This is a genomic window from Tropicimonas omnivorans (genome assembly GCF_031846565.1).
Classification (GTDB): Bacteria; Pseudomonadota; Alphaproteobacteria; order Rhodobacterales; family Rhodobacteraceae; genus Tropicimonas_B; species Tropicimonas_B omnivorans.
This window is the reverse complement of sequence record NZ_JAVRHL010000007.1, coordinates 16,136-38,454: the sequence shown is the minus strand read 5'-3', so window position 1 is coordinate 38,454 and position 22,319 is coordinate 16,136. Positions and strand designations below refer to the sequence as shown.

Here is a 22,319-nt window from a genome sequence, read left to right as displayed (position 1 = left end):
AAACGTCTCATGCGGGTTGGTTCAAAACACATCATCCGTCATTCGGTTCTGCCACATGGCGTCGGGGCTTTCATGGCGGGTGCTGCAGCGGTTTTGACGCTACCTCCCTTTTCGATCCTCGCACTCGGTCCCGCCGCCTACGGCGCATTGTTTTTGCTAGTGCGGGACCGCATCCCGTTGGTAGCCGGTGCGATCGGATGGCTTTTCGGCCTGGGCTATTTCGGCTTCGGGCTGTCATGGATCGCCGAAAGCTTCCAGATAGAAGCCGAACGTTTCGGCGCGCTCGCGATCCCCGCCGTTGCCGGGCTCAGCGCGCTCCTTGCGCTCTTTCCGGCCCTAGCTATGACCCTGTTCGTCCTCCTTCGTCGACGTCGGCTTGTTGGCGGCGTGGTCGCGGCATTCCTGTTTGCGGCGTGCTGGGCCGGTGCGGAATGGCTACGCGGGCACGTCTTGACGGGCTTTCCGTGGAACCTTGCAGCCTATGCGCTGGCGGATTTCGATGCGCTCCGCCAACCCGCCGCGTGGCTTGGCAGCTATGGTCTGAGCTTTCTCGTTATTCTCGCCAGCGTGCTTCCGGCACAGGCGATCCTCGCGAGAGGTGCATCCCGCTGGCTGACGCCCCTGTTCTTCGCGCTCGTTGTCGGTGGCCTCTGGGTCTCGGGTCAGGCTCGCATTTCTCGGCCGATGCCGGAATCCACCGGCATCTCGCTGCGCATCGTGCAGGGCAACGTGCCGCAGGGAGCCAAGTGGGCGCCGGGGAGCGCCCCTGCCACGCTTACGAGATACCTCCGGCTTTCCGCGCAAGGCGACCCCGTCGACGTCCTGCTATGGCCGGAGACGGCCTATCCGGGTTTTCTGGACGAGAACGAGGATGCGAAACGCCGCATAGCAGAAGCTCTTCGAGGCGGAAGGGTTCTGCTCACCGGCGCCCCCGACCGGACCGCACGGGGGGCGGAGCCGCGCTACTTCAACACGATCCAGGCTTACGACGGGTCTGGCACAATCCTCACAGGCTACGCCAAACATCACCTCGTGCCCTTTGGCGAATATGTTCCGCTCGGGGACTGGTTGCCGATGGACCGCCTGACCGCGGGGCTTGGTGACTTCACGCCCGGACCCGGGCCGCGAACACTCGCGGTCCCCGGTTTGCCGGTCTTGGCTGCCGCAATCTGCTACGAAATCATCTTTCCCGGCCATGTCGTCGATGATGAGATCCGGCCGGACTGGATCTTCAACGCCACCAACGATGCCTGGTTCGGGACGTCCATCGGCCCCGAGCAGCACCTCGCGTCGGCTCGGATGCGCGCCGTCGAGGAAGGGCTGCCGGTGATCCGCGCGGCGAATACAGGCATCTCGGCGGTGATCGACGCGAACGGGACCATCATCCGGGCACTCGGGCTGGAAAAGACGGGGATCATCGATGCCAGCTTGCCTGCGGCTTTGCCTGCCACGCTCTACGCCCGCGCGGGTGACTGGGTGCTTCCGCCTCTCGGCATCGCCGTATGGCTGCTTGCGCTCGGACTGGATCGGCGTGTGTCACGCCGAAACGATTCTCACCGTCTCATCTCAAGGAGGTCCGAATGATCGTGATCGCAGCATTCGTCGGTGGTGCCGGATGGGGCGCCCGACTGGCAAAGAAACGTGGTGGAAACCGGCTGGACATCGCACACTACGCCACGGGTTTCGCCGTGGCCTTCGGGCTGCTCGCGCTCATCGGGACGGTCTTTCTCGAACGTATCGCCGCATGAACGCGCGACGCCTTACCGATGCCGCCATCATTTGGCGCGGGCGGCTTACCTTGCAAGGCGTGGCTCATCGTGGTGCCACACCATCGACTAAAGCAAGCAACAGAAGGGCGACTTTCGACAATGCCCGAGACCGAGGCCGACAACATGCCGATGCCGCGCGCGTCGATCCGCCCGCCAGCTATGGCGCGTCGATGGTCACTGCTCCAAGCTCGACCGCCTGCCACCAATCGGCAAGGCTAAATCCAGGCCTATGTCCGAGGCGCTCCGCCGCAGTGACCCGAGCCGTGCCGGTGCGCCGATGGTGTCGCGCAGGAACGACAAGGCTCCGGTGATGCGTAGATGACGAACATGCTCTCCTTCGATCCCCTCGGGGCGCAGCTTTCTCCGGTGTCGCTTTTCGTGATCGCCGCGCTGGCTGGGCTATACATGCGAGGTCTCGCGCGGCCGAGGCGCCTTCGCCCGCAACCTGCTCCCTGGCAAGCCGGGCTCTTCTTCGCCGGTCTCGGGTGCCTGCTGCTGGCCTTCAATGCGCCGCTTTCGCCACTCGGTCACTCGCTCTTTTCCGTCCATCAGATCAATCACCTTCTTGTGCGCCTTCTCGGGCCTCTGCTGATCGTTGTCGCGCAGCCATGGGGCGTCTGGACTGCGGGAGTGCCGCGGAATTTGCGACAGCAGATCGACGCTCTGTCGCGCCAACCGCTCGTGCGCGCCTTGCGAAGCCCATGGAGCGCAGCCGCTCTGCTCGTCGCTACCCTCTACGTCTGGCAAGTGCCGGTTGTATTCGGTCTTGCGCAGCGGGTCCCGTCCGTCGAGTTGACGGCGCATCTCGGCATGGCCGCGGCGGGGCTCTGGTTCTTCACGTTGCTGCTCGATCCGCGCGATCCCCCCGAGGGGATGCGACGTGGCGCGCGACTGCTCTGCGGGATCGTCGTCATCGTCTCGAATATCCTGCTGGGGTCGCTGATGACACTGAAAGAAGTCGTGCTCTACGGCGCGACAGACCCGGGCGCCGGCTTCACACCGCTGACAGATGAGACCATCGGGGGCTACACAATCTGGGTGCCGTCCTCGATGATCATGATCGTCGCCATCGTTCTGGTGTTCAACGGCTGGAACCGGGCCGAGGAACGCCGCTGGAACGCGCGTCATACGTTGATGCAGCAGTCGAACTCGGCCGCTCTCGAATTTCCCGAAACTGCCCAAGAACTTCGGCTCAAGGTCACGCGGCCCAACCGTGACCTAGGCCGTACGCTGGCCGTGGCGGCGCTTTCGATGTTCGTCGTCGTCATGGTGACGGCGATCACCGTGGTGTCACTTGGGTGAAGGCATGAAGGCTTGCCGCGCCTCGCGAGCCAACCGTCACTTGCCCCCCGGATGATGGAATGCCGGCGCGTCCGCTACACATTCGCCGACGTCAGTGGCCATGCGCCAGCACGCCCTCGGCCATTCGCCCGCCCATTTTTTCCCTACCTTTCGGTGTCGGGGCCTCCGACGTCGCGCGAAACTGGGCGAAGCGATCCCGCGCGAGGCCGGTCGATCCGAAACGCGTTCTTCTCGCAGACAGCGGCCGTGGGGCGGTTCGTGCATACCTGCCAGGCATCAGATCAACCAGCGCTGCCACCGCCGAACAAGGGGTTCCGACGCCAAATCATCCTCGACGAAACGGAAGACGCGGTCCGGCTTGAATGACCCTTCCGACCGCGTTGCGGTTGCTGCTCCCGAAGATTTTGCTGCGCCAAGCACGAACGACCGCATTTGTGACTGCGGCGGGGCGTGGAAAGCTGCCGCAGCACAGCAGACATACTTCTGCGAGCGCGCGCAGCGAGAACTTGGCATTTCCGCAACGGGCTCACTGCCGACCTTGGGTGCGGCTCTACCGAGCGTCGGCACTGCGGGACGAAGGGGCCGTTCAGAGGTCTGAATTCAACGGCCTCTTCAGATACCGACCTTTCGCTGATTTCTTAAGAATCTAGACAGTAAGTATGGCTCGGGTCTGCGAAGCCGCGGCCAAGCCTCCCCCATCGTTCGGCATTGTGATCGGCGACGGTTTGCTTCATATCAGCGGTTGCTGATACCTTATTCCTTCCAAGCATTGATGGCAGGCTATGAGTTCGAAGGATAACCAAGAACAGCGGCGCCGGAGCGGACGGCCGCTCATGATTTTGCCTATTCTTCTGTTTGGGTTGCTGGGCGTAGTCTTCTACTGGGGCCTCTGGAACAACGACGACCGGTTGCCCTCGACGCTGATCGGAAGACCAATCCCGGAATTCGCGCTCCCGCCCATCGAAGGGCGGCAGGACGGCCTAGCCTCGGCGAACCTGCTAGACCAGGTTTCTCTCGTCAACGTCTGGGCGTCGTGGTGCGTCCCCTGCCGCACGGAGAACCCGCTTCTCGTCGATCTTGCCGAAGCGGGCACCGTTCCGATCTACGGTATCAACTACAAGGACAATGCCGAGGAGGCGCTGGGTTTCCTCGAAGAGCTCGGCGATCCCTTCACCCGCATCGGCGCGGACCGATCAGGCCGCGTTGCGATAGACTGGGGCGTCTATGGAGTGCCGGAAACATACATAATCGACGCCGAGGGGCGCATTGCATACAAGCATGTCGGCCCCTTTGATCAGGCCTCGCTTGAGGAGGACATTCTGCCGGTCGTGCGCCGGTTGCAGGCTGAGAGCGACCCGTGAGGCGACGTGACGTCCTTGCCGGAGTCTTGGCGCTTGCGGCAAGCCCTGCCTCCGCCCGACCACCGATCCCTAATCACGGGACTCCGCGTGATCTCCTGTCGCCGCCTTTCGTGGATGGAGATGGACGGAATCTGACGCTGGCGGACTTCGAGGGACGTGTCGTGCTTCTGAACATTTGGGCGACCTGGTGCCCGCCTTGTCGCGAGGAGATGCCGACGCTCGACGCGCTGCAAGCGCGCCTCGGCGGATCGGATTTTCATGTTCTGCCGCTGTCGATCGATCGGGCCGGTCTCGAACCTGTGCGCCGCTTCTACCGAGAGACCGGCATTCGCAACCTCGATCTCTATATCGCGGAGGATACGCGCGCGATGCTGGCCTTGGCCGTGGTGGGCCTGCCGACAACGATTCTGATCGACCGCATTGGGCGCGAGCGCGGGCGCCTCGCAGGCCCGGCCGAATGGAACAGCCCCGAAGCCGTTGCGCAGATAAGCGCTCTTATTGACGAACGTAAGCAATAGGACATGGAAAAGCACGACGACCGCGCCAGCCGTTCCGCTCCGTGCGCACACGTGGTGGCGGTCTACCGATCAGTTTGGAGATGTGGATTTGATTGAACTTTCCGCTCTTGGACTAATGGCGGCATTGCTGGCCGGTGCCGTTTCCTTTCTGTCGCCCTGCGTGCTGCCGCTCGTGCCCGGCTACGTATCCTACGTTGCCGGACGTACGGTCACCGGCAGTGCAGCGCCTTCGAAGGGGCGGGCCGTCTGGCTCAGCTTCTGTTTCGTCCTTGGCTTCTCCACGATATTTATCGCGCTTGGGGCCTCTGCCACCGCGCTCGGTCAGGCGCTGCTGCAGTGGCGCTACGAACTCAACCTCGTCGGCGGCGCGATCGTGATCCTGTTCGGTCTGTTCATGATCGGGGCAGCGCGCCTGTCGGCCATGGAGCGCGACCTGCGTTTTCATCTCGACCTGCCGGGCGGGCAACCGGTCGCCTCCTACGTGCTCGGACTCGCCTTCGGTTTCGGCTGGACACCGTGCATCGGGCCGATCCTCGGCGCCATCCTAACCGCCAGCGCGACAAGCGCGACGATTGGCGAGGGCGTCGCATTGCTTGCCGTCTACTCGGCCGGCCTTGGGATCCCGTTTCTGGTCGTCGCGGGGTTCACCGACAGTATTGCCGGCAGGCTGCGCGGCATCGGTCGTTGGGGTCGCCGCCTGCATCAGGCTGCGGGCGGCGTCATGATCCTGATGGGTTTGGCGATGATGACCGGGCGGTTGAGCGCACTGGCCTACTGGCTGCTGGACACCTTCCCTGTCCTTGCGCGGATCGGGTGAACAGATGCGACTGTACGAGAAACATATCCTCCCTCGGCTGACGCATCTGGCGATGGGCCAGGATCAACTTCTTCCCTACCGGCGCCGCGCCGCCTCCGGGCTGCATGGACGTGTGCTGGAGATCGGGATCGGCTCGGGCCTGAACCTTGCGCTCTACCCCGAGGCCGTGCGTCAGATCATCGGTGTTGACCCGTCGCCCGAACTCCTCTCTCGGGCCGCGCAAACCTCCCATGGCCTGATGCCCGCGGCCGAGATGATCGAGGGCGTGGCCGAAGCATTGCCGCTGGAGGATCGCAGCGTCGACTGCGTCGTCGCCACCTGGGCGCTCTGCAGCGTGTCGGAGCCGGAGAAGGCGCTCGCCGAGATCCGGCGCGTTCTCAAGCCGGACGGCATCTTCCGCTTCGTCGAGCATGGTTTGGCGCCGGAAGCCCGTGTCCGGCGCTGGCAGCGCTGGCTCACGCCTGCCTGGAAGCGTTGCGCCGGGAACTGTCACCTTGACCGCCCGACGAACGCCCTTGTCGAGAAGAGCGGGTTTCGGATCGAGCGGCTCGACACCGGCTACGCGACAGGTCCGAGGCCATTCGTATTCATGTATGAGGGGCAAGCTCGCCTCTACTAAGGAAGCTTGGAAAAAGAACAACATCGGCTTTCGATTCGTGGCGCAACACTAATGGCAAGGCAATCAATTCCCGCCTCGAACTTTTGCTGCAGGCTCCGCATTATGAGGTATTATGAGTAGTCAGAAAGATAACCGGCAGGCCAATCTGACGCGCGGCATCCGCGTCGAGATCGCCAGCCTCGTCTACAACATCATCGAGGTCGTCGTATCCGTCACCGTGGGACTTCTGACCGGCAGCGCGGCACTGGTAAGCTGGGGTCTCGACAGCACGGTCGAAGCCACCTCAGCCGCGACGCTGATCTGGCGCTTGAAGGGGGAGAAGGACGGTGCCGGCAAGCGCACGGTCCTGCACCGCAAGAAGGTCGCGCTCTACGTGGTTGCCTGTGCCTTCTGGATCGTCGTCGCGGCGATCCTCTACGAGGCGGTCTCCGCCTTCATTTCGCAGAAGGCGCCGGGCTTCAACTGGTGGGGTATCGCGATTCTGGGTGCTTCGCTCGTGGTCAACCCGTTCCTCGCCTGGGGCAAGTATCGCTATGGCAAACGGCTCGATGCGCCCGCCCTGAAGTACGATGCCAAGGACACCATGATCTGCCAGTATCAGACAATCGTGGTGTTGGCCGGGATCGGTCTGACGCAATGGATGGGCTGGTGGTGGGCCGACCCGGTCGCGGCGCTTCTGATCGTGCCCTACGTTGCGTGGGAAGCGTTTGAGGCCACCAAGGATGCGCGGTCGGTCGAGCCGGAGGAGGCCGACGCTACTGCCGACGCCTGACGTTGCGCATGATGAACCGGGATTTAGGCATGGGCGGCAGTTCTTCGGTTTCCAGATCCAGATCCTGATCTGGCACTTCGTAGTCGATGGCGTTCACGAAGAAACTGCAAAACGCCTTCATCTGGCTGATCGCGATCCACTCGCCCGGACAACGGTGGTTCCTGTGGTGATCACCACCGCCCTGCGGAATGAAGTCGTAGGGGGTGACCTCCCGATCGTGAAACCGCTCGGGCCGGAACTCTTGCGGCGCGTCCCACGAGCGAGCGTCGGTATTTGTGCCGTAGAGGTCGAGCAGAACCCTGTACCCTTTGGAAAAGCGATATCCGCGCCACTCGAAATCACTCTTCACCCGTGCCGCGACCGCGGGAAAGAACGGATACAGACGGCGGACCTCTTGCACGAAAGGTTCGAGCTGTCCCTCGTCGTCCTTCAGCTTTTGCCGCCACTCGGGATGCCGATGCAGGGCATGCGCCGCCTGGGCGATGAACGCAGAGACGGCGACGATCGGGCGTACTACGTTCAGAAGCTCCACGGCGGCAACCTTGGAGGTCAGCAGCTCCCCATTCAGATCGCGCCACGTCGCGACGACATGGGCGGCGCTTTCCTGTCCTGTCTGAAGGCTTCCGTCGCGCAGCCGTTCAATAATCCCGGCTGTCCAACGCTCTGCGCGATGCCGCGCCAGACGCGCACCCCAGTGCTTCCAGCCGACCGCCCCGGCGTCTTGGAAGAGCGCCGTCATCTGCGCCGTCCGCGTCTCGACCTCCGCTTCGGGAAGCGGCACGCCCGACCAGGCGCAGGCAGCTCTGGTGAGGATTTCGCGCACTTCGTCGTAGAGAACGACCTTCTCCGCCGCTTGCCAGTCCCGTGCGTAGCGGTCCAACAGGTCCCGCGTCGTGTTTTCGAGAGCTTCGATCCGCTCCGACGCCATGAGTGACATAAACATCCGCTTCCGATGACGGTGGGCCTCGCCATCGAGCCCCTGGATGCCCTTTTCGCCGAGCAGGGTTCTCTGGATACGCTTCGGCATCGAGCCTGCGCGCACGAGCCCATCCTCGGAATAGAAGACCTCCGCAGCTGCGGCACCAGTCATGCAGATCGTCTTTTGAAAGAGGATGCGGGTCTCGAACAGGTCGCCCTCAAGATCGCGGCATGTGTCCGGAATGAACTCATATGGGTTGCGCAGCAGGGCAAGCGTGCTGTCGATGCCCTTTGCGGATGGAATGCTGGACATCGATTATTTCCCCGTAACGTTTTCTTCTCGGTGGTTACGTTCGGGCTTGTTCTGCGCCGAGCGGAAGCTGTCCCAGAACAGCAGGGCCGCACCGCAGAAAATCGCCACATCCGCAAGATTGAAGGACGGCCAGTGGTATGTTCCGTAATGGAAATCCAGAAAATCCGGGACGGCCTGATAACGCAGCCGGTCGAGGACATTGCCGAGCGCGCCGCCGATGATCAGACCGAGAGCGGCAGCCGTCAGCCTGTCCGGCGCGCGCCACAACCAGATCAGCAGCCATGCCACGATCACGCCAGCAAGCGCGATGAGACCCCACCAAGGCACGATCCCGCCCAGCATACCGAAGCTGACTCCATCGTTCAGAACCCGCACGAGATTGAGAAAGGGTAGAACCTCGACGCCGCGCTCAAGCGCCGGTGTGTTCAGCGCAAGCGCCTTGGTACCCTGATCGAGGCCGAACGCCGCGATCGCGCAGAGCCCGCCCAGAACGCGGCTGTTCATGCCGCTGCCTTCAGATCGGCCCGCGCATCGCGGATGATTGCCCAAGACGAGTGCAGGAACAGTCCGGCGATGCCGAAGGCGACGATGAGGTCCGGCCAGGCGCTGCCCAGCCACGCCACGAGACCGGCGGCAACGACAACCGCCGCATTGCCGATGGCGTCGTTGCGCGAGAATAGCCAGACGGCCCGCATGTTCGCGTCGCCCTTGCGGAACCGCAGCAGCGGCAGAACGGAGATGACGTTGACGACAAGGGCGATCATGCCAAGCAGGCCCATTAGACCTGCATCCGGCGTCGTCCGTTCGAAGACTCGCACGATGGTCGTGCCGAGGACGCCAAGGCCGAGCAGGCCGAGGAAGATGCCTTGGATCAAGGCCGACCGTGCCCGCCAGGCGAGGCTCCAGCCGATGGCCAGCAGGCCAAGGAAGGTGATCGCGCCGTCGCCGATGAAATCGAGCGCATCGGCCTTCACGGCCTGTGACCCGGCGATGAACCCGCCGATCATTTCAACGACACCGTAACCCACGTTCAGGATCACGACGATCCAGAGCGCGCGTCGGTAGGCCGGGTCCTGATGGGCGGGATTCGGCGGAATGTCTCCATCGCCTTCGATCCGGTCGAAGCCGTAGCCGGTCACCGCAACGGCCTTTTCGATGTCCGGCAGGCGCGCTTCGGGGGCGCTCAGTGTCATGATGTGCGTCGCCGCCGACACCTTCACATCGTCAGCCGCGACTCCGGCCGACTGCGCCGCCCGCTCGATCTGCGCGGCATCCTTCGCGCAGTCCATACCGGAAACCCGGTAACGGACGGGCGGAACATCTGCCGTCGGTCCGGCACTTTCGGTGTTGGCCATGGTCGCGCTATTCCTGCTAGAATGAATTGAAGAACAACGTATCAGCGAGGAGTGATATGGCCCAAATCGTCGATGACCGCAAGAGCGCGACCATCGAGCGACGGGCGAAGCTGTTCCGCGGCTTCGCGGACCCGAGCCGCCTGGCCATCCTCGGTGCACTTTGCAACGAGCCATTGGCCGTTCACGAGATCGTCGAGCGGACCGAACTATCGCAACCCAACGTCTCCAACCATCTGAGGTGCCTGCTGGACTGCGGGCTTGTCGCCAGCGACCGCGAAGGGCGCTTCATCCGTTACCGTATCAGCAACCCGCGCATCACGGTCCTTCTGAACGATGTGGACGCACTTCTCGACGTGGTCGCAAAGGGTGTTGAGGCGTGTGACAATTATCGTGAGGCGTGAGTCAGAACGGACGGCCGGTCGACTCGGCGCAGATCGGTTGGAAAGATGTTGTCCGTGTGCAGGGTCCGACCGGAATCCTGCTGAGGTTCGACAAGCTGGCTTCGGAAGAGACACCATTCATGTATCACTGCCACATCCTCGAACACGAGGATGCGGGCATGATGGGGCAGTTTACGGTCACATAACAGGACCCCACCCGCTCGACACCGGGCGTCGTCAAGAGCTTACGTCTTCTTGCGGCGTTCTATCAGGTGCCGGTGTCGCCTTGTTGAAACGCATTACGGAGTATGTCTAGACCCGAACGGAGAACACCTCGCTAAGCTGCGGGTCCGCCGAAGCGGCCGTCCAGTCGCTCGGCAGCATTCGTCAAAAAGGGCTCTCTAGAGCCATTCGCTGCGCGCTGCTTGAACGGCAGCTCTCGCGCGAACCTAAGACTCTACTCCGTTCTGCAATGGCCACCTTTCTCATGGTGGCAAGGCGCGGTCGCTATCACTCAGCCGCGCGGAGGTTCCCGCTCTCGTTTTCCCGGTCGAGCAACGCTTGAAGACTGCTGACGCCTTGCTCCAAGGTCTCTCGGTCGCCTTCACTCTCACCTTGGCCGCCCAAGGGTAACTCCGTCTGCGTGGCAAGATCGAAGGCCATCTGCTGATCGCTGACGGAGCGGGATCGCCGCCGCCTGCCGGGGCGGATCGTCCGGCCTTCCGGGGATTCAGTCTCCGTGGCCTTTTTGATGCTCATGCTCTCTTCGGAGCGGCCGGAGCCCGGCTGCGGGCCGGAAGGGTCGGTCGTCGCTTCTTCGTCGGGCTCGGGGCCATTACCGGAGAACGGCAGCTCCGGCTCCCCGCCCCCTTGGTCGCTCTCATCGGCGGGGTCGCGTGACAGCATTGATTGAAGGCTGCTGGCCTCTGGCTCCACCGCATCATCGGGCGCGTCAGAAGACAGTTCATGCTCGGCGGTTTCCGCTGGATCGACGGATACGACGCCCTCGTCGGGCAGAGGATAGGCGCCAGTCTGCGCCTCGTAGAGACGCTTGAAGTAGGAATCCTTGAAATACTGGATGCGCTTCGCGCGCACCGGCATTTGGGCGTCGATGACCATGACAATATCATCGAGCGGCATACGCCGCACCTGGTCCTCGGTCAGAAGCGGTGCTTCCTCGGTGCGCTCGGACGTGCTGCGCCCCTCGAAGGGGTTTCGGCCAACGGCGCGTGATCGGGTGACAACACGCTTGGTCGTCTTGCCGACGGCGCTACTCAATTCCTCGACGGTCTTCTCGTCGGAGGGCGTGAGGTAGAGCTTCACGCCGGCGTTGCCTTGTAGGGACCGCCGCGTGTTCTCGCCGTAGATTTCATCGAGTGCCGGGATCGTCTGCGTCACGATGGCGAGGTGGCCGCGATACGAACGCAGGGTCTCGATGCTATCGACCACGATAGGCATCTTCCCGAGGCGGTTGAACTCGTCCAGCATAATCATCACCGGCCACGGTTCGTCCTTGCCTGGCTGACGGTCCTGTAGCGAGGCGATCAGGTCGGAAAAGAAGAGGCGGATCAGGGAAGCCAGCGGCTTCACCATCAACGGGGCCACCACGAGATACACCGTAAACGGCTGCTTGCGGATCGTGCGAAAGTCGAAATCAGAATCCGCAGTGGCATGGTCGATCGCCGGGTTGCTCCATTGGTCGAGACCGGAGGTCATCAGGAGCGAGACGTAGGACGTGAGCGTATCGTTGTTGGTCGAAGCCATGCGCTCGAAGATTAACCGGGCCGCAGGGTTTTGAACCTCAAGGCGGCGCGCGTTGTATTCCTTCTGCTTGTCACCGCCAGACGCGGTGATCCGGTATATCTCGCCAAGGGTCGGTCTCTTGCGCTCGAAGGCAAGGAGTCCGGCCGCGACGAACAGGTCGATGCCGCCCTTCAAGAGCCCCTGCATACGGTCGTTGTCGCTTTGCAGGAAAAGCGAGGCCAACAGTTGCAGCTCCATTTGCTGCTGGTTGGGGTTTTCCAGCTCGTAGATGCGCTTAAGCGGGTTGTAGCGGTGCGTTCGGTTGTTCTGCCAGTCGGTCGGCGCGAAGCGGTAGACCTTATCGCCCTCCCCTGCCCTATGACGTGCGGTCGCGTCGAAAATCTCCCCCTTCACGTCCAGGACCACGGCGCTGCCCTTGAAGGTCAGCATGTTCGGAATGGTGAAACCGGTCGTCTTCCCTCGGCCCGTCGGAGCGACGATCAAGGCGTGCGGAAAGACCTTCGACATGATGAGGTTCGCGCGGCTTCCTGGCTTCCCCATCTTGCCAAGGATGAAGCCGGTCCCGACAGAGCCGAAGAAGCCATTGCGCTTCATCTCGCGCGCGGTTTGCCAGTGGGTTTCCCCGAATCTTGTCAGGGCCTCCCCTGCTAGAACGACGCTCAAAAGAAGACCGGCGGCTTCGAAGCCGCCGATGATGAGGTTGACGATGGTGAAGTCTTCCGGGCGGCTCGACGCCATGCTCGTGTAGTCTCGGGCGAGCATGAGAAAATCCACGTCGGCCGAGACGCCCGAATAGCGGAACGTCAGGAAGGCGGTCGCGATCACATAGCCGATGGCCGCACCCACCAGTGTCAGGCTGAGAACGGCTCCGGCGAATTTGCCGTTACCCATGGGTCTGCCCTTTCTCCGTGTCCGTAGCGGAATGACGCAGCCGTGCGGCATCGACTTCTTCGTTCGCGATCTCGTTGTTGATCTCCTGCATGACCTCGCCCTTGGCGGTGGCCGCGTCGGTTTGCAGGTAAGCTTTCGCCGCATAGAGGCGGTCGAGCCGGTCATCGGAAACCTCGGCCAGCGCCTCGTCGCTGCCGTGGCGAAGATCCTCGATCTGATCCTCGTCGAGCCGGGACTCGATCTCGGCACGGTAAGCGTCCCGCTCGTTGTCGCTGGCGAACGGATCGCGGGCGCTGTCCTGGCGCATCGCGGCAAGGACAGAAGCGGTGGGCGAAGCGGCATCGCCCTGCTCGACTAGCTCGGCGTCCGCGTCGCTGACTCCGGAATCTCTGAGCACATCCGCCTCATAAAGAGCTTCGCCAAGCTGGACATGAACGGCGTCGAGCCGGTCCACGGCAATCTGCTGATCCTCGGCGCGCGACAGGTCCAAGCCGTCATGCTCTGCAATCTGCCGTATGTCGTCGGTGAGCCACTGGCGCTCAAGAGCCTCGCTGTTCGCGCCCGCCTCAACGCGAGCCGCGACGGCATCCGCCGAAATGCCCGTCCCCTCAAGCGCGCTCTCGATCTGCGCGCGCGTGTCGGCTTCCTCGAGACGGCCAATTGCCTCCCGGTTGATATTGTTTTCGGCATAAATGCCCGTCTCGGTCGGCGCGTTCTTGTAGGTCTCGGAGCGCGACACGCTGGCGTAAATGTCGGACAACTCGCGCTCGAATGAGGCGCGGCGGTCAGGCGCCAACGTCTGAGCCTTTGCCTCCGCCTGCGTCGCAAGATCGGAAAAATCGCTCCGAAGCTCATCGAAGGTTTGCGTCTCGGCCATGTAAATCTCTCCATCAGGCTCTAGCGGCTCGCCACGTCCAAGCAGGGCGGCGGCGCGGTTCAGGGCGTTGGCAACGTCCTCTCGGTTCTCGGCCGTCGCTTCCACTGCGAGCGACCGATAAAGCTCCGCCGTGCTGGCAATGTCGGCCAAGGCCCGATCAAGATCGGGACCGACGCGCTCACGCGCTTGCGGCTCCCTGCCCTCTTCCTTGGCGCGATAGACTTCGCTCTTGTTGGGGCTGTAGCTCGCAACGCCGCGATCAACGCGACGGCTGGCCTCCAACCTGACCCCATGACGCTCTCCCGCTTCGACCATCGCCTGGCGGAAATCGTCGTAGTTGAAGTGATGATCGCGCCCGAGATAGAACAGCTCCCCTTCGGCAGACCGGCGGTTGAGGATGACGTGGGCATGAGGGTGCGCGCGATCCTCGTGGATAGCTACAATATAGTCAAATTGTTGTCCCTCTTGCATGAAAAATTGTTCGCAGACCTCGCCGGCCATATCGCGAACGTCTTCCCCCTTCGTACCAATGGGGAAAGCCATAATCATATGCGTGGTATGGCCGAGCTTCGGGCTGAACCGCTCGTTCCAGTTGCCGGAGAAACGATCTGCAATATCATTAATCTGTTGAGCGGTAAGAGGCCCGCTTCCATCATGAACACCCCGGCTGTCGATGATGTGCGATGCCTTGGTGCCGACGTAGCTTAACTGGCCCGAAAGCTGGGAGCGCGTACGGCACCCGCCTTGTTTCACCGGCTTGAAGATCGCGGGCGAGTGGCCCCGAGCGGCGCGCGTGAGCTGCTTTTGGCGGCGGGCCTGGGCGCCTGCCCCGCCCCTGATCTTGCTCCACCCGTCGCGAAACAGCTCGCCGGATACAGCCGACACGGCATCACTGCGAGCCATTGCTGAAGGCCCTCAAAGCATCAGAAACGCGAAGCGCAAGACCATTGCGGCGCTGTAGGATCATCCCTTGAAGCTGGTCGCCGAAGGTCATCACCATGCCGGCGAGGCCCCGAATTTGGGCCATGTCGTCCTGATGGATCGGCGGCTTCAAGCCTTTCAGCTTCGCCTCGTTCAACCGCTTTGCAATCTGACTGATGTTGTTGCCGATGCGATTCAGCGCAACGCGATGGCTGTGAAGTTCATCTTTTAGCTCGGCGTCAGTGACGAACAGACCGTCTGCGGCGTGCATCAACGCCCGCAATCCATCGTTTCGGTTCTCGATGCCGTATCGCTTCAAGACTTGATCGAAGGCAGTCAGTTCGTCCTCCGTCACTCTGGCTCCGATTGTGCGTGTCCTCGACTGGTTCTCGGTCTTCGCGTCTCGCACCGAACGAACGGTGTAGTGGATCGTTCGCGTCGACACTCCGTGACGCGCTGCAAGTGCCTTTGCAGACGCGCCTTTTTCGTATTCGCGAGCGATAGAAAATCGCTCTTGGGGGAGAAGTCGGCGTGTGCGAGCCATGCGAAGTTAACGCCTCTATTTCTTGCTACCTTCTCCCCCAATAAACCCTCACGCCCCACCGATCAACGGAAGCGCAAGCTTCCACTGAACGACTTGGGGCGTCTTCCGCTTGAGCGGGCCACAGGCCCGCGAACGTCGAGCCCCACCGGGCGAGACCACGCCGCCGAAATCGAAGATGAGGTGGCCGCACTGAAAAGCGCGCCCTGACAGCCGCCAAGGGGCGCATCCGTAGGGAAGCCCGCGCAAGCGACGGAACGGCACTCAGCGGCCAGCACAGGCGCTCTCACGGGCATTGCCGAGGCGCGCCCACCCTGCCCTCGGCGCCGCACGGCCGAAAATCACCACCACGGGAGGGGGCAGCAGCATCGCCGCACACCGCAGACCGCAGGCCGCAGCCATCAGACCGCAGGCCGCAGCCATCAGACCACAAACCGCAGGACGTTCGCCGCAAAGCGCAGCCCGTGCACCGCATACAGGCAAGCCGCACGCCTCAAGACGATCCCCGCGACACGCACACCGCAGATAGCACACCGTAATATCATTAACTGCACACCACAAACCGTTAGCCGCCGACCGCACACCAAAGGCCGCAGACCACAAACCGCTAATCGCACCCCTCACACCGCAGCCCGCACACTTTTTACCGCGTCGCGCAGACCGCATGCCGCGATATTGACACCGCAGACCGCGACCTGCAAAAATCAGACAGGATGCCTCAAACCGAGTGCAGCACACCGCAAACCACAAGCCACAAATGGCAGACAGCAGGCCGCGCGCCGCAAAACGCAGGCCACATCGAGCAGATAGAAGGACGACTTGCGATGATAGTCATCACGGCACTTTCGAGAAAAGGCGGCAGCGGAAAGACGACGCTGATGCGGGCGCTGGCCGACGCCGCCGTTTCCAACGGACACGAAACACTGGCTATCGACGCTGACCCTCAAAAGGCGCTGTCCCGCTGGCATCAAGACCTGGGGCGAGAAACGCCGGGACTGACTGTGAAGGAACTGGACGACCCGAATGCTCTCGAAGCGATGCTCGATGAAGCGGAAAAGACCGCTGCCTACGTCTTCATCGACACGCTGGGGGCAGGGGGCATGTGGGCCGATATTCTGGTTGAACAGAGCAACTTTCTGATCTGCCCGATGATGCCGAGTGAAACCGACGTGAAGATCACGCGCGACACCTACCAATACTATCGGCGCGCATGTGAGGCCGCAGATGATCCGTCCCTGATGCCCCCGTTCTCGGTCGTCTTGACCCGGATGCCGTCGAAGCCGACGAAATCTATGGTCCTTGCCGCTCAAGCTGCATTTGAAGCCTTTCCGGTCATTGATGAAATGTTCCTGGATCGGGCTCAGCACGGCGACGTGGATCGGGAAGGGCCGATGCACGAGCTGGCAGAAAAACGGCAGAATGATCCTAACGCGCTCATGCGGGGCCACGCTCGGTATTACCTCGATGCACTGCGCGAAGCGCGCACGATCCTTGAGCAGATTGAGGCGTCCCAATGAGCAGCGAATATCGTCGCAAGAAACCTCAGATCAAACGTCCGAATGTGGACCGCTCTCAAGGGTTCGGCGGGCAGTATGAAGCGGAGCCGACACCCGCCCCGAAGCCGACTGAGAGCGAAAAGAAGACCAACCCGGAGGCGAAAGCTCCCGAAGAAACCAAGACGACTGAGACGCCGCCGACAGAGAAGCCACAAGCCGGCTCGACGGCCAGCGCCCCGGCAGCAGAGCCGCAGGTGACGGCACCAACGCCGCAACCGCCACAGAAGCCCGTAGCAGACAAACCGGCGCCACAGGCGGCGCGCAGCGCTTCTACGAAGCGCCCGAGACGGCAAACGGACAGCAAGGAGCCCAAGCCGATGAAGAAAGTCGCCTTGACCGCTTACCCAAAGGAAGATCATCGCGCGGCGCTGGAAGCGGTTCAGTCCGATGCGGTCTCGATCATGGATATGGTCAAGCTGGCGGGACGCCGCGCGCTCGCGCAGTTTGAACCGAAAGCGGAGTTTAAGGCCGCGCCCGACGTAGAGCGGATGGGCTCGACGCACCGCTACACGACAACGAAACAGGTCAGTCAACCGGTGCTTGAAAAGCTCCACGAGTCTATGAACCCGCTGGGCCTCAAGTCGGACAACGAAATGCTACGCGGGCAGTTCGAGCCGCTGTTCTGGTCGGAGCTGGACTCGATCATTGAGGACGTGAAGAAACGCAAGATGAAGTAGGGCAGGGGGCTTTCAGCCCCCGCGCCTGCGGCGCTCCCCCGAGGATATTTTCGGAAAGATGATGGGCAGGCCGGGGCCTAGCGGTTCAGAAACCGCGCGGCGCTGAGACCGGCGCTGATGATGTAAGGGGGCAGGGTGAGCGAGTAGTGCCCGCAGTTCATCCGGTTGACCCGTGATCTGGCGCCGAAGCGGTCCAGCTCAGAAACCAGACGCTCCGAAAGAGCGGGCAGGACAACCTGGTCCCGCTCGGCCAGAACCATTTGTAGCTCAAGGCCGTGACGGGCCAGCTTGTCGGCGTAGCTCTCAAGGCTGAGCGGCGCCCAAGCGCGGCGTAGCTCGGCAAGCTCGATCTCGCCTTCAAGGCTCGCGCGAATGTGGCGCGTGGCACTGCCGGTCCAGACCATATCGGCAAGGCTTCCGGCGGTGAGAAACAGGGTAGCTTTCGCGACCGCGGGCTCGTGCGCGGCAAGTATGCCAGCCACCCAAGACCCCAAGCTGATCCCGAGAACCGAGACCTTTGCATATCCGCGCCGATGCAAGATGGCGGTGAGCTGCCGCCCGTCTAGCACGGCCTGGCGCATCGACTGGATCGTGCGGCCGAGGTTGGGGCTGAGCATGTAGTCGGCGTGCGAGGAGCCGGGGCGGCTGCGTTCGAGGTGATAGGGCATGGCGATCTCAACAACGGTGAAACCGCGCCATGCGAAGAAGCGGGCGAGCTGGGCGTTGCGCGAAGTGGCGTTCCAGTGATGGAAGACGATCAGGGCATGATCGGATGAACCGGCTTCTGTCACCTTGGCCCGAACCGTGTTGTTCTCGGGTGTTTCGGTGAGAAGGCTCGATGGGAAGCTAAGCCAACCGTCTTCCCAGCTCGCGGCGGGGGGCGCGTCGTCCAGCCCATAGAAAGAGGCCGAGTCCGCGACGGCCGCCAGCGCGCCAAACTCGGCCGTGGTGGTGGCACCCTCGGATGCGGGAAACGCAAGGTCGGCGCGAAGGTCCAGCCCCGTCACCTCCTTCACGTCATCGCTGCGCCGAGTGCGGCGCTCATCCCAGCGGTCCAGCCACCTATGAAACATGCTGAGGGTCCTCCTGCCTCTTGGAACGAATGCCGAAGTCGGGATCGAAGAAACCGTAGACGGAGACGACGAGGGCGAGCGCCAGCATGATTGAGAAGCCAGTGACCACGCCCACCAGCAAGTAGACGAAAGCAAGAAACAGCACGGAAATCGTCGTTCTAACCAAGGGCACGTGGAAGGGCGTGGTTAGGCCGACGCGGATGGCGCCGTAGAGATACATTGCGCCGACCATGAGCGCGACCAGGAGGCTCGTGAAGTGGGTCGGCATACTGTAGTCGCCCCAATCGACCGGGTCTCCGAAGCGGGTTGTGATCGAAGCGGCGTCCAAGAAGATCCAATGCCAGACGCTCGGCGCAGCGGTGACGACATAAAGGCTCTCTAGTTTCATGCACATGGCGACGAGGAACCCGGCCACCGTGGCCCGGAAAATCCCACGCATGATCTTCGATCCGGCCGCCTGGGCCTCGTGCGTTGGTATGATGTTCGGTTGCCGATCCAAGGTCTTGCCAATGTGCGCGTAGTCTTCGGCCACCGTCGAAAGTAGGATCAGGCCCGCGATGAACAGGTAGAAACACAGGCACATATAGAAATATGCGGCCCCGGTGAACGCGACTTGCTCAATGATCCCGATCTCGTCGGGGCGGGCGAGGGCGAGCGAGCCCCAGTCTATCGCGTAGTCACCGCCACCGTTGAGAACCGGCAGCAGGCGGACGCTGACCCACTGGAAGACGCCCGCGAACCCGGTGCAGAGCAGGAAGACGGCCCAATATGTGTAGGACGATGCCTGGACCCGCTGCATCCAGCCGTCGGGGCGGTCGTGTTCGGGAATATGTGCCAGCAGCGCGCAGCGGCCCCCACTCTTCCAGCTCGTCACCTGATCGACCACGAATGAGAAGAAGAGGGGCATGAAGACGATGAACAAAAAGGTCCAGTTTGGAGCCCAAAGGAAGCCGACCTGCTTGGTGATGCCGTCGTCGCGAACGTATGTGATGTCGTGGATCGACAGGAAGTAGGAGACGAATTGCAGCGCGACGGCTCCGGCGAAGACGGTGGCGGGTAGGTTGAGGGGCGATCCTCGACTGAAAATCCCTTCCGAGACGCGCGCGAGGCTGAAACCGTGTCGGGGATCTTCGCCTCGCGCCGGTGTCGGGGCATACTCCGGCGGGCGATCATCCTTCTCTGTCTCTCGGGGGGCGTCCTTCTTACGACGCGAGCGCCGCCGGGCGGTTAGCCGGGTTTGCGACTTGCTCAACGCGACTTGCCATGCACTCGCACCCTCCGGGTCGTTGCAGCCTAGCACCCTTGCAAGCCACCGAATGTTGGCGGTGCTAATCCCCTTCTCGTTGTCCTCGAACCAGAGCTGAACCGTCCGCAGCTCGATCCCGGCGTGGTTGGCGTCGAGCTGTGAAATGGCCTGAGTCAGCAGCTCGGGTGTCCACGGCCCCTGCGGGCAGCCGTCGTTATCGACGGGGCGCCCGATGCCCTCGGCCGCGACACGGGCGAAAAGCGTCTTGAAATCGTCGTCGCCGCCATCCGGGGGGACAAAATATTTGCCGTTTTTAATCAATGGTCTAAGCGGCCATATTTCGTTCTGGTTCGTATCCATTCGTCGTAGGACGTGATGTAGTGGGTGGTCAAAGGCATCCAAGGTGAAGGCAAGGTAGTGGCGATCTAACGCTCATTACCGCCAGCGCGGCCGGTCACGGTCGCTTCAGGGAGGCCACCGGCGGAAGGAGGGCATCAAGACCCCACCGCCTCACCACGACGGAGGCCGCAGAATGGCGAAGACGAAGAAGACACACGGCGAGGTTGTCGGGAAAATCATGACCCGCGAGGCCCGCGAGCATGTTGGCTATCTCTACGAGTGGAACACGGGTGAACGTCAGCACGCTTGGTTCGATGAACCCGTGACTGATTTCGTGTTCGAGGAATTGGAGACCTCCAATGCTAAGCGTCTGGAAAAGGTGTAGCGCGCTCGGCCTGGCAATTTGGCTAGGACTGCTTGGCGCAGCTCCGGCGAGCGCCTGGCAGCATGACTTCGAGCGTGGCGTCGATCTCTACCGCGTTGCCTCCGGCGGCGCGGTCCTCTCGTTGGTGTGCGACCCTAACAAGGTCTACGGCGATCAATCCGAAAGCGCCCTCATGGTACAGCTCGGAGCCGATGACGATTTCAGCGGACCGGTGCGGATCTCATTTCCCGACGAGATGGTGATCGACGTGCAAGCGGAGCGCGGGCGCATCGCCAAGCGAGTTGTTGCAGCCGGGACTTGGGGGACGCTGCTCGATGGCCTGCGCGGGCATGACACGCTCGAACTGACGATGAAGGGCAGCGCCCGAAGGATCGAGACGGGCGAGGGCCAGAATTTCACCTGCAACTGATCGCGGCCGCGCAAGCGGCCATCGGCGCGATAGCGCCGGGACGGGCCGGGGCAGGGCGCGAGACCTGCCCCGGCCCGTTCATTTCATGGGCGGCTCCTTCCTCGACCCCGCCTAGCCTGACGCGGACATGAAAAAGCGCGGCCCCGGAGGGCCGCGCCGGGTGCCCCAAGCGGCGGGCGGGACCGCCTATGCGGCCACCCGCGCGGCGGGTGCTCCGCGGCTCGCCTTTTCGGTGATGTAGTCCACGGCCTTCTGAGCCTCGGATGCGGCTCGGAAGATCGCGCGCTTGTCGTCCTTCATGGCTTGCAGCCAGCCTTCGACGTAGGCGGCGGACTGGTCGAACTCGGGTTCAACACCGATCTGCACGCCCAACATGCAAGCGCCGATCTCCGCGACCAATTCTTCGAAGGCGTAGGCTTTACGGTCATTGAACCGCTTGAAGCGTTCCAGCCGTTTGTCGGCCCCGGTCCAGTGGGTCAGCTCGTGGGCGAGCGTGCCGTAGTAGCCTTGCGCGGCGTGGAACGTGCCAATCGGCGGCATGTGGATCACGTCGCGGCGGAGGTCGTAGAAGGCGCGCGGCTGGTCGCTCGTCTCGATGGTTGCACTGGAGCGGGCAAAGAAAGCCTCAAGCTCTGGGTCGGCCTCGGTGCCAAGGTCGCGCGGCGGCTCGGGCCGGATATAGAACTCATCGGCCAAGCCCTCGATCTGGTCGGCGTTGAAAACGCGGTAAGCGCGGCAATAGGGGATGCGCTGCTCGTCGCCGTCCTCGTTCTCCTTCTCGATGGTCCCATATTTGACCACCGTTGCGGATTTCTCGCCCTTGCGGACCTGCCCGCCAAGCTCGTGCGACTGCCGGTAGGTCATCCAGCGCGCGGACGTGTAGCCCTTCGCGGAAGCGGTCGCCCACAACATCAGGACATTGATGCCGCGATATTCCTCGGCGTTGAACCGCAGGGGCATATGCGCGCCACCACCGCCGCCGGTCCACGGCTTGCGCCACGGCGGCGTGCCCGCCTCGATCTGCGCAATGATTTCGTTGGTGACGTGCTGGTAAACATCGAATTTCGATCTAGCCATGTGTGGCCTCCTTCGTGGTGAGGCGGCGGGGTCTAGGTGCCCTCGTTCCGCCGATGGGCTGCGCCTCGGCCACCTGATCCGACCGAAAACGCATGTTTTCGGCGGAACAAGTGGGAGAGGGCGAAGCCCGACCCACGGTCCTGGCCCGGACAGTCAAAGGATCGAAGACGGGGGTTGGTGCGGCCCGCAGGCGAAGCCGAGGACACGGCCCCCGGCGGAGACGACGCCGCAGGCGGCGCTTGTCTTTTGACTTTCCGGGGCAGGACTGTTGGGCGGACCAACTGATAGGAAGATGGCAGGGCGGGGGTGAGCGGGCATAGCCCGTCGATCTCCCGGCCTGTCTCCTGATCTCATGCGAGCCGCGCGCCCCGCGCGGCTCTCTCCCGACTATTCAGCCGCCAGAGTGGCGGCATCGCACAAGCGACCGTCACCCGAATGG

The 22,319-nt window shown here is 62.7% G+C and carries 23 protein-coding genes; 14 read left to right on the top strand and 9 right to left on the bottom strand.

Annotated elements, in window-relative coordinates:
- Window positions 1-9 precede the first annotated feature (9 nt).
- The 8 genes from lnt (at window position 10) to RM543_RS18410 (ending at window position 7,158) form a co-directional block, all read left to right on the top strand.
- Entirely contained in the window at window positions 10-1,584 is a 1,575-nt protein-coding gene (lnt, locus tag RM543_RS18445; RefSeq protein ID WP_081749702.1) for an apolipoprotein N-acyltransferase, read from the top strand.
- Complete coding sequence (locus RM543_RS18440) at window positions 1,581-1,748, top strand: hypothetical protein (protein ID WP_043843765.1); 168 nt, start codon at window positions 1,581-1,583, stop codon at window positions 1,746-1,748. The genes lnt and RM543_RS18440 overlap by 4 nt, the downstream gene beginning before the upstream one ends.
- 339 nt (window positions 1,749-2,087) lie before the next feature.
- Entirely contained in the window at window positions 2,088-3,071 is a 984-nt protein-coding gene (locus tag RM543_RS18435; protein WP_043843767.1) for a cytochrome c oxidase assembly protein, read from the top strand.
- Between the two features lie 833 nt (window positions 3,072-3,904).
- Window positions 3,905-4,432, top strand: coding sequence for a DsbE family thiol:disulfide interchange protein (locus RM543_RS18430; RefSeq protein ID WP_064260187.1), 528 nt, complete (start codon window positions 3,905-3,907; stop codon window positions 4,430-4,432).
- On the top strand, window positions 4,429-4,950 hold the full coding sequence (locus RM543_RS18425; protein ID WP_035746432.1) for a TlpA family protein disulfide reductase: 522 nt from the start codon (window positions 4,429-4,431) through the stop codon (window positions 4,948-4,950). The genes RM543_RS18430 and RM543_RS18425 overlap by 4 nt, the downstream gene beginning before the upstream one ends.
- A 115-nt stretch (window positions 4,951-5,065) precedes the next feature.
- Window positions 5,066-5,767 carry a cytochrome c biogenesis CcdA family protein gene (locus RM543_RS18420; protein WP_203561098.1) on the top strand — a complete coding sequence of 234 codons (702 nt, stop codon included), beginning with the start codon at window positions 5,066-5,068 and terminating at the stop codon, window positions 5,765-5,767.
- A 4-nt stretch (window positions 5,768-5,771) separates the two neighbouring features.
- On the top strand, window positions 5,772-6,386 hold the full coding sequence (locus tag RM543_RS18415; RefSeq protein ID WP_099278771.1) for a class I SAM-dependent methyltransferase: 615 nt from the start codon (window positions 5,772-5,774) through the stop codon (window positions 6,384-6,386).
- Window positions 6,387-6,498: 112 nt separating this feature from the next.
- Window positions 6,499-7,158 (top strand): cation diffusion facilitator family transporter, encoded by a 660-nt coding sequence (locus tag RM543_RS18410; RefSeq protein ID WP_082379096.1) that lies wholly within the window; start codon window positions 6,499-6,501, stop codon window positions 7,156-7,158.
- Here the strand turns inward: RM543_RS18410 and RM543_RS18405 are convergent.
- The 3 genes from RM543_RS18405 to RM543_RS18395 form a co-directional block, all read right to left on the bottom strand.
- Window positions 7,142-8,200 carry a cytochrome P450 gene (locus tag RM543_RS18405; protein ID WP_311694331.1) on the bottom strand — a complete coding sequence of 353 codons (1,059 nt, stop codon included), beginning with the start codon at window positions 8,198-8,200 and terminating at the stop codon, window positions 7,142-7,144. The two genes, RM543_RS18410 and RM543_RS18405, sit on opposite strands and share 17 nt — an antisense overlap.
- Before the next feature lie 192 nt (window positions 8,201-8,392).
- Window positions 8,393-8,893, bottom strand: coding sequence for a signal peptidase II (lspA, locus tag RM543_RS18400; RefSeq protein WP_009807499.1), 501 nt, complete (start codon window positions 8,891-8,893; stop codon window positions 8,393-8,395).
- Window positions 8,890-9,744 (bottom strand): cation efflux transmembrane domain-containing protein, encoded by an 855-nt coding sequence (locus RM543_RS18395; protein WP_064260189.1) that lies wholly within the window; start codon window positions 9,742-9,744, stop codon window positions 8,890-8,892. The genes lspA and RM543_RS18395 overlap by 4 nt, the downstream gene beginning before the upstream one ends.
- A 56-nt stretch (window positions 9,745-9,800) precedes the next feature.
- On the opposite strand from RM543_RS18395, the gene RM543_RS18390 reads away from it, so the two are divergent.
- Both RM543_RS18390 and RM543_RS18385 read left to right on the top strand, forming a co-directional pair.
- Entirely contained in the window at window positions 9,801-10,145 is a 345-nt protein-coding gene (locus tag RM543_RS18390) for an ArsR/SmtB family transcription factor (RefSeq protein ID WP_036708219.1), read from the top strand.
- Entirely contained in the window at window positions 10,142-10,330 is a 189-nt protein-coding gene (locus tag RM543_RS18385; protein WP_035746442.1) for a multicopper oxidase domain-containing protein, read from the top strand. Before RM543_RS18390 ends, RM543_RS18385 begins: the two co-directional genes overlap by 4 nt.
- 304 nt (window positions 10,331-10,634) lie before the next feature.
- Here the strand turns inward: RM543_RS18385 and RM543_RS18380 are convergent, their stop codons facing one another.
- From RM543_RS18380 to mobC, 3 genes are read right to left on the bottom strand one after another with little or no spacing between them, the layout of a single operon-like run.
- Complete coding sequence (locus tag RM543_RS18380) at window positions 10,635-12,779, bottom strand: type IV secretory system conjugative DNA transfer family protein (protein ID WP_311694318.1); 2,145 nt, start codon at window positions 12,777-12,779, stop codon at window positions 10,635-10,637.
- Window positions 12,772-14,559, bottom strand: a complete 1,788-nt coding sequence (locus RM543_RS18375) for a relaxase/mobilization nuclease domain-containing protein (protein WP_311694316.1) — start codon at window positions 14,557-14,559, stop codon at window positions 12,772-12,774. The genes RM543_RS18380 and RM543_RS18375 overlap by 8 nt, the downstream gene beginning before the upstream one ends.
- Window positions 14,546-14,932 (bottom strand): plasmid mobilization relaxosome protein MobC, encoded by a 387-nt coding sequence (mobC, locus tag RM543_RS18370; protein ID WP_311694314.1) that lies wholly within the window; start codon window positions 14,930-14,932, stop codon window positions 14,546-14,548. Before mobC ends, RM543_RS18375 begins: the two co-directional genes overlap by 14 nt.
- A 1,010-nt stretch (window positions 14,933-15,942) precedes the next feature.
- Between mobC and RM543_RS18365 the strand changes: the two genes are divergently transcribed.
- Entirely contained in the window at window positions 15,943-16,635 is a 693-nt protein-coding gene (locus RM543_RS18365; RefSeq protein WP_311694312.1) for a ParA family protein, read from the top strand.
- A complete protein-coding gene (locus tag RM543_RS18360) occupies window positions 16,632-17,351 on the top strand; it encodes a hypothetical protein (RefSeq protein ID WP_311694310.1) in 720 nt (239 codons plus the stop codon). Before RM543_RS18365 ends, RM543_RS18360 begins: the two co-directional genes overlap by 4 nt.
- Before the next feature lie 77 nt (window positions 17,352-17,428).
- On the opposite strand, the gene RM543_RS18355 is transcribed toward RM543_RS18360, so the two are convergent.
- Window positions 17,429-18,424: an alpha/beta hydrolase family protein gene (locus RM543_RS18355; RefSeq protein ID WP_311694308.1), complete on the bottom strand. Its 996-nt coding sequence runs from the start codon at window positions 18,422-18,424 to the stop codon at window positions 17,429-17,431.
- Window positions 18,414-20,030: an RcgA family putative transporter gene (locus RM543_RS18350; RefSeq protein WP_311694306.1), complete on the bottom strand. Its 1,617-nt coding sequence runs from the start codon at window positions 20,028-20,030 to the stop codon at window positions 18,414-18,416. The genes RM543_RS18355 and RM543_RS18350 overlap by 11 nt, the downstream gene beginning before the upstream one ends.
- Before the next feature lie 172 nt (window positions 20,031-20,202).
- On the opposite strand from RM543_RS18350, the gene RM543_RS18345 reads away from it, so the two are divergent.
- Window positions 20,203-20,394 (top strand): hypothetical protein, encoded by a 192-nt coding sequence (locus RM543_RS18345; RefSeq protein WP_311694304.1) that lies wholly within the window; start codon window positions 20,203-20,205, stop codon window positions 20,392-20,394.
- The gene (locus RM543_RS18340) at window positions 20,369-20,803 is read left to right on the top strand and encodes a hypothetical protein (protein ID WP_311694302.1); all 435 of its coding nucleotides are present in this window, start codon (window positions 20,369-20,371) and stop codon (window positions 20,801-20,803) included. Before RM543_RS18345 ends, RM543_RS18340 begins: the two co-directional genes overlap by 26 nt.
- Before the next feature lie 186 nt (window positions 20,804-20,989).
- Here RM543_RS18340 and RM543_RS18335 read toward each other — a convergent pair whose 3' ends face one another.
- The gene (locus RM543_RS18335) at window positions 20,990-21,880 is read right to left on the bottom strand and encodes an ArdC family protein (protein WP_311694300.1); all 891 of its coding nucleotides are present in this window, start codon (window positions 21,878-21,880) and stop codon (window positions 20,990-20,992) included.
- Window positions 21,881-22,319: the final 439 nt, after the last annotated feature.

Bases quoted from the DNA above. Each gene is read 5' to 3' on its own strand.
- lnt (WP_081749702.1), top strand. From the start codon at position 10: ATGCGGGTTGGTTCAAAACACATCATCCGTCATTCGGTTCTGCCACAT.
- RM543_RS18440 (WP_043843765.1), top strand. From the start codon at position 1,581: ATGATCGTGATCGCAGCATTCGTCGGTGGTGCCGGATGGGGCGCCCGA.
- RM543_RS18435 (WP_043843767.1), top strand. From the start codon at position 2,088: ATGACGAACATGCTCTCCTTCGATCCCCTCGGGGCGCAGCTTTCTCCG.
- RM543_RS18430 (WP_064260187.1), top strand. From the start codon at position 3,905: ATGATTTTGCCTATTCTTCTGTTTGGGTTGCTGGGCGTAGTCTTCTAC.
- RM543_RS18420 (WP_203561098.1), top strand. From the start codon at position 5,066: ATGGCGGCATTGCTGGCCGGTGCCGTTTCCTTTCTGTCGCCCTGCGTG.
- RM543_RS18415 (WP_099278771.1), top strand. From the start codon at position 5,772: ATGCGACTGTACGAGAAACATATCCTCCCTCGGCTGACGCATCTGGCG.
- RM543_RS18410 (WP_082379096.1), top strand. From the start codon at position 6,499: ATGAGTAGTCAGAAAGATAACCGGCAGGCCAATCTGACGCGCGGCATC.
- lspA (WP_009807499.1), bottom strand. From the start codon at position 8,893: ATGAACAGCCGCGTTCTGGGCGGGCTCTGCGCGATCGCGGCGTTCGGC.
- RM543_RS18395 (WP_064260189.1), bottom strand. From the start codon at position 9,744: ATGGCCAACACCGAAAGTGCCGGACCGACGGCAGATGTTCCGCCCGTC.
- RM543_RS18390 (WP_036708219.1), top strand. From the start codon at position 9,801: ATGGCCCAAATCGTCGATGACCGCAAGAGCGCGACCATCGAGCGACGG.
- RM543_RS18380 (WP_311694318.1), bottom strand. From the start codon at position 12,779: ATGGGTAACGGCAAATTCGCCGGAGCCGTTCTCAGCCTGACACTGGTG.
- RM543_RS18375 (WP_311694316.1), bottom strand. From the start codon at position 14,559: ATGGCTCGCAGTGATGCCGTGTCGGCTGTATCCGGCGAGCTGTTTCGC.
- RM543_RS18365 (WP_311694312.1), top strand. From the start codon at position 15,943: ATGATAGTCATCACGGCACTTTCGAGAAAAGGCGGCAGCGGAAAGACG.
- RM543_RS18360 (WP_311694310.1), top strand. From the start codon at position 16,632: ATGAGCAGCGAATATCGTCGCAAGAAACCTCAGATCAAACGTCCGAAT.
- RM543_RS18355 (WP_311694308.1), bottom strand. From the start codon at position 18,424: ATGTTTCATAGGTGGCTGGACCGCTGGGATGAGCGCCGCACTCGGCGC.
- RM543_RS18350 (WP_311694306.1), bottom strand. From the start codon at position 20,030: ATGGATACGAACCAGAACGAAATATGGCCGCTTAGACCATTGATTAAA.
- RM543_RS18345 (WP_311694304.1), top strand. From the start codon at position 20,203: ATGGCGAAGACGAAGAAGACACACGGCGAGGTTGTCGGGAAAATCATG.
- RM543_RS18340 (WP_311694302.1), top strand. From the start codon at position 20,369: ATGCTAAGCGTCTGGAAAAGGTGTAGCGCGCTCGGCCTGGCAATTTGG.
- RM543_RS18335 (WP_311694300.1), bottom strand. From the start codon at position 21,880: ATGGCTAGATCGAAATTCGATGTTTACCAGCACGTCACCAACGAAATC.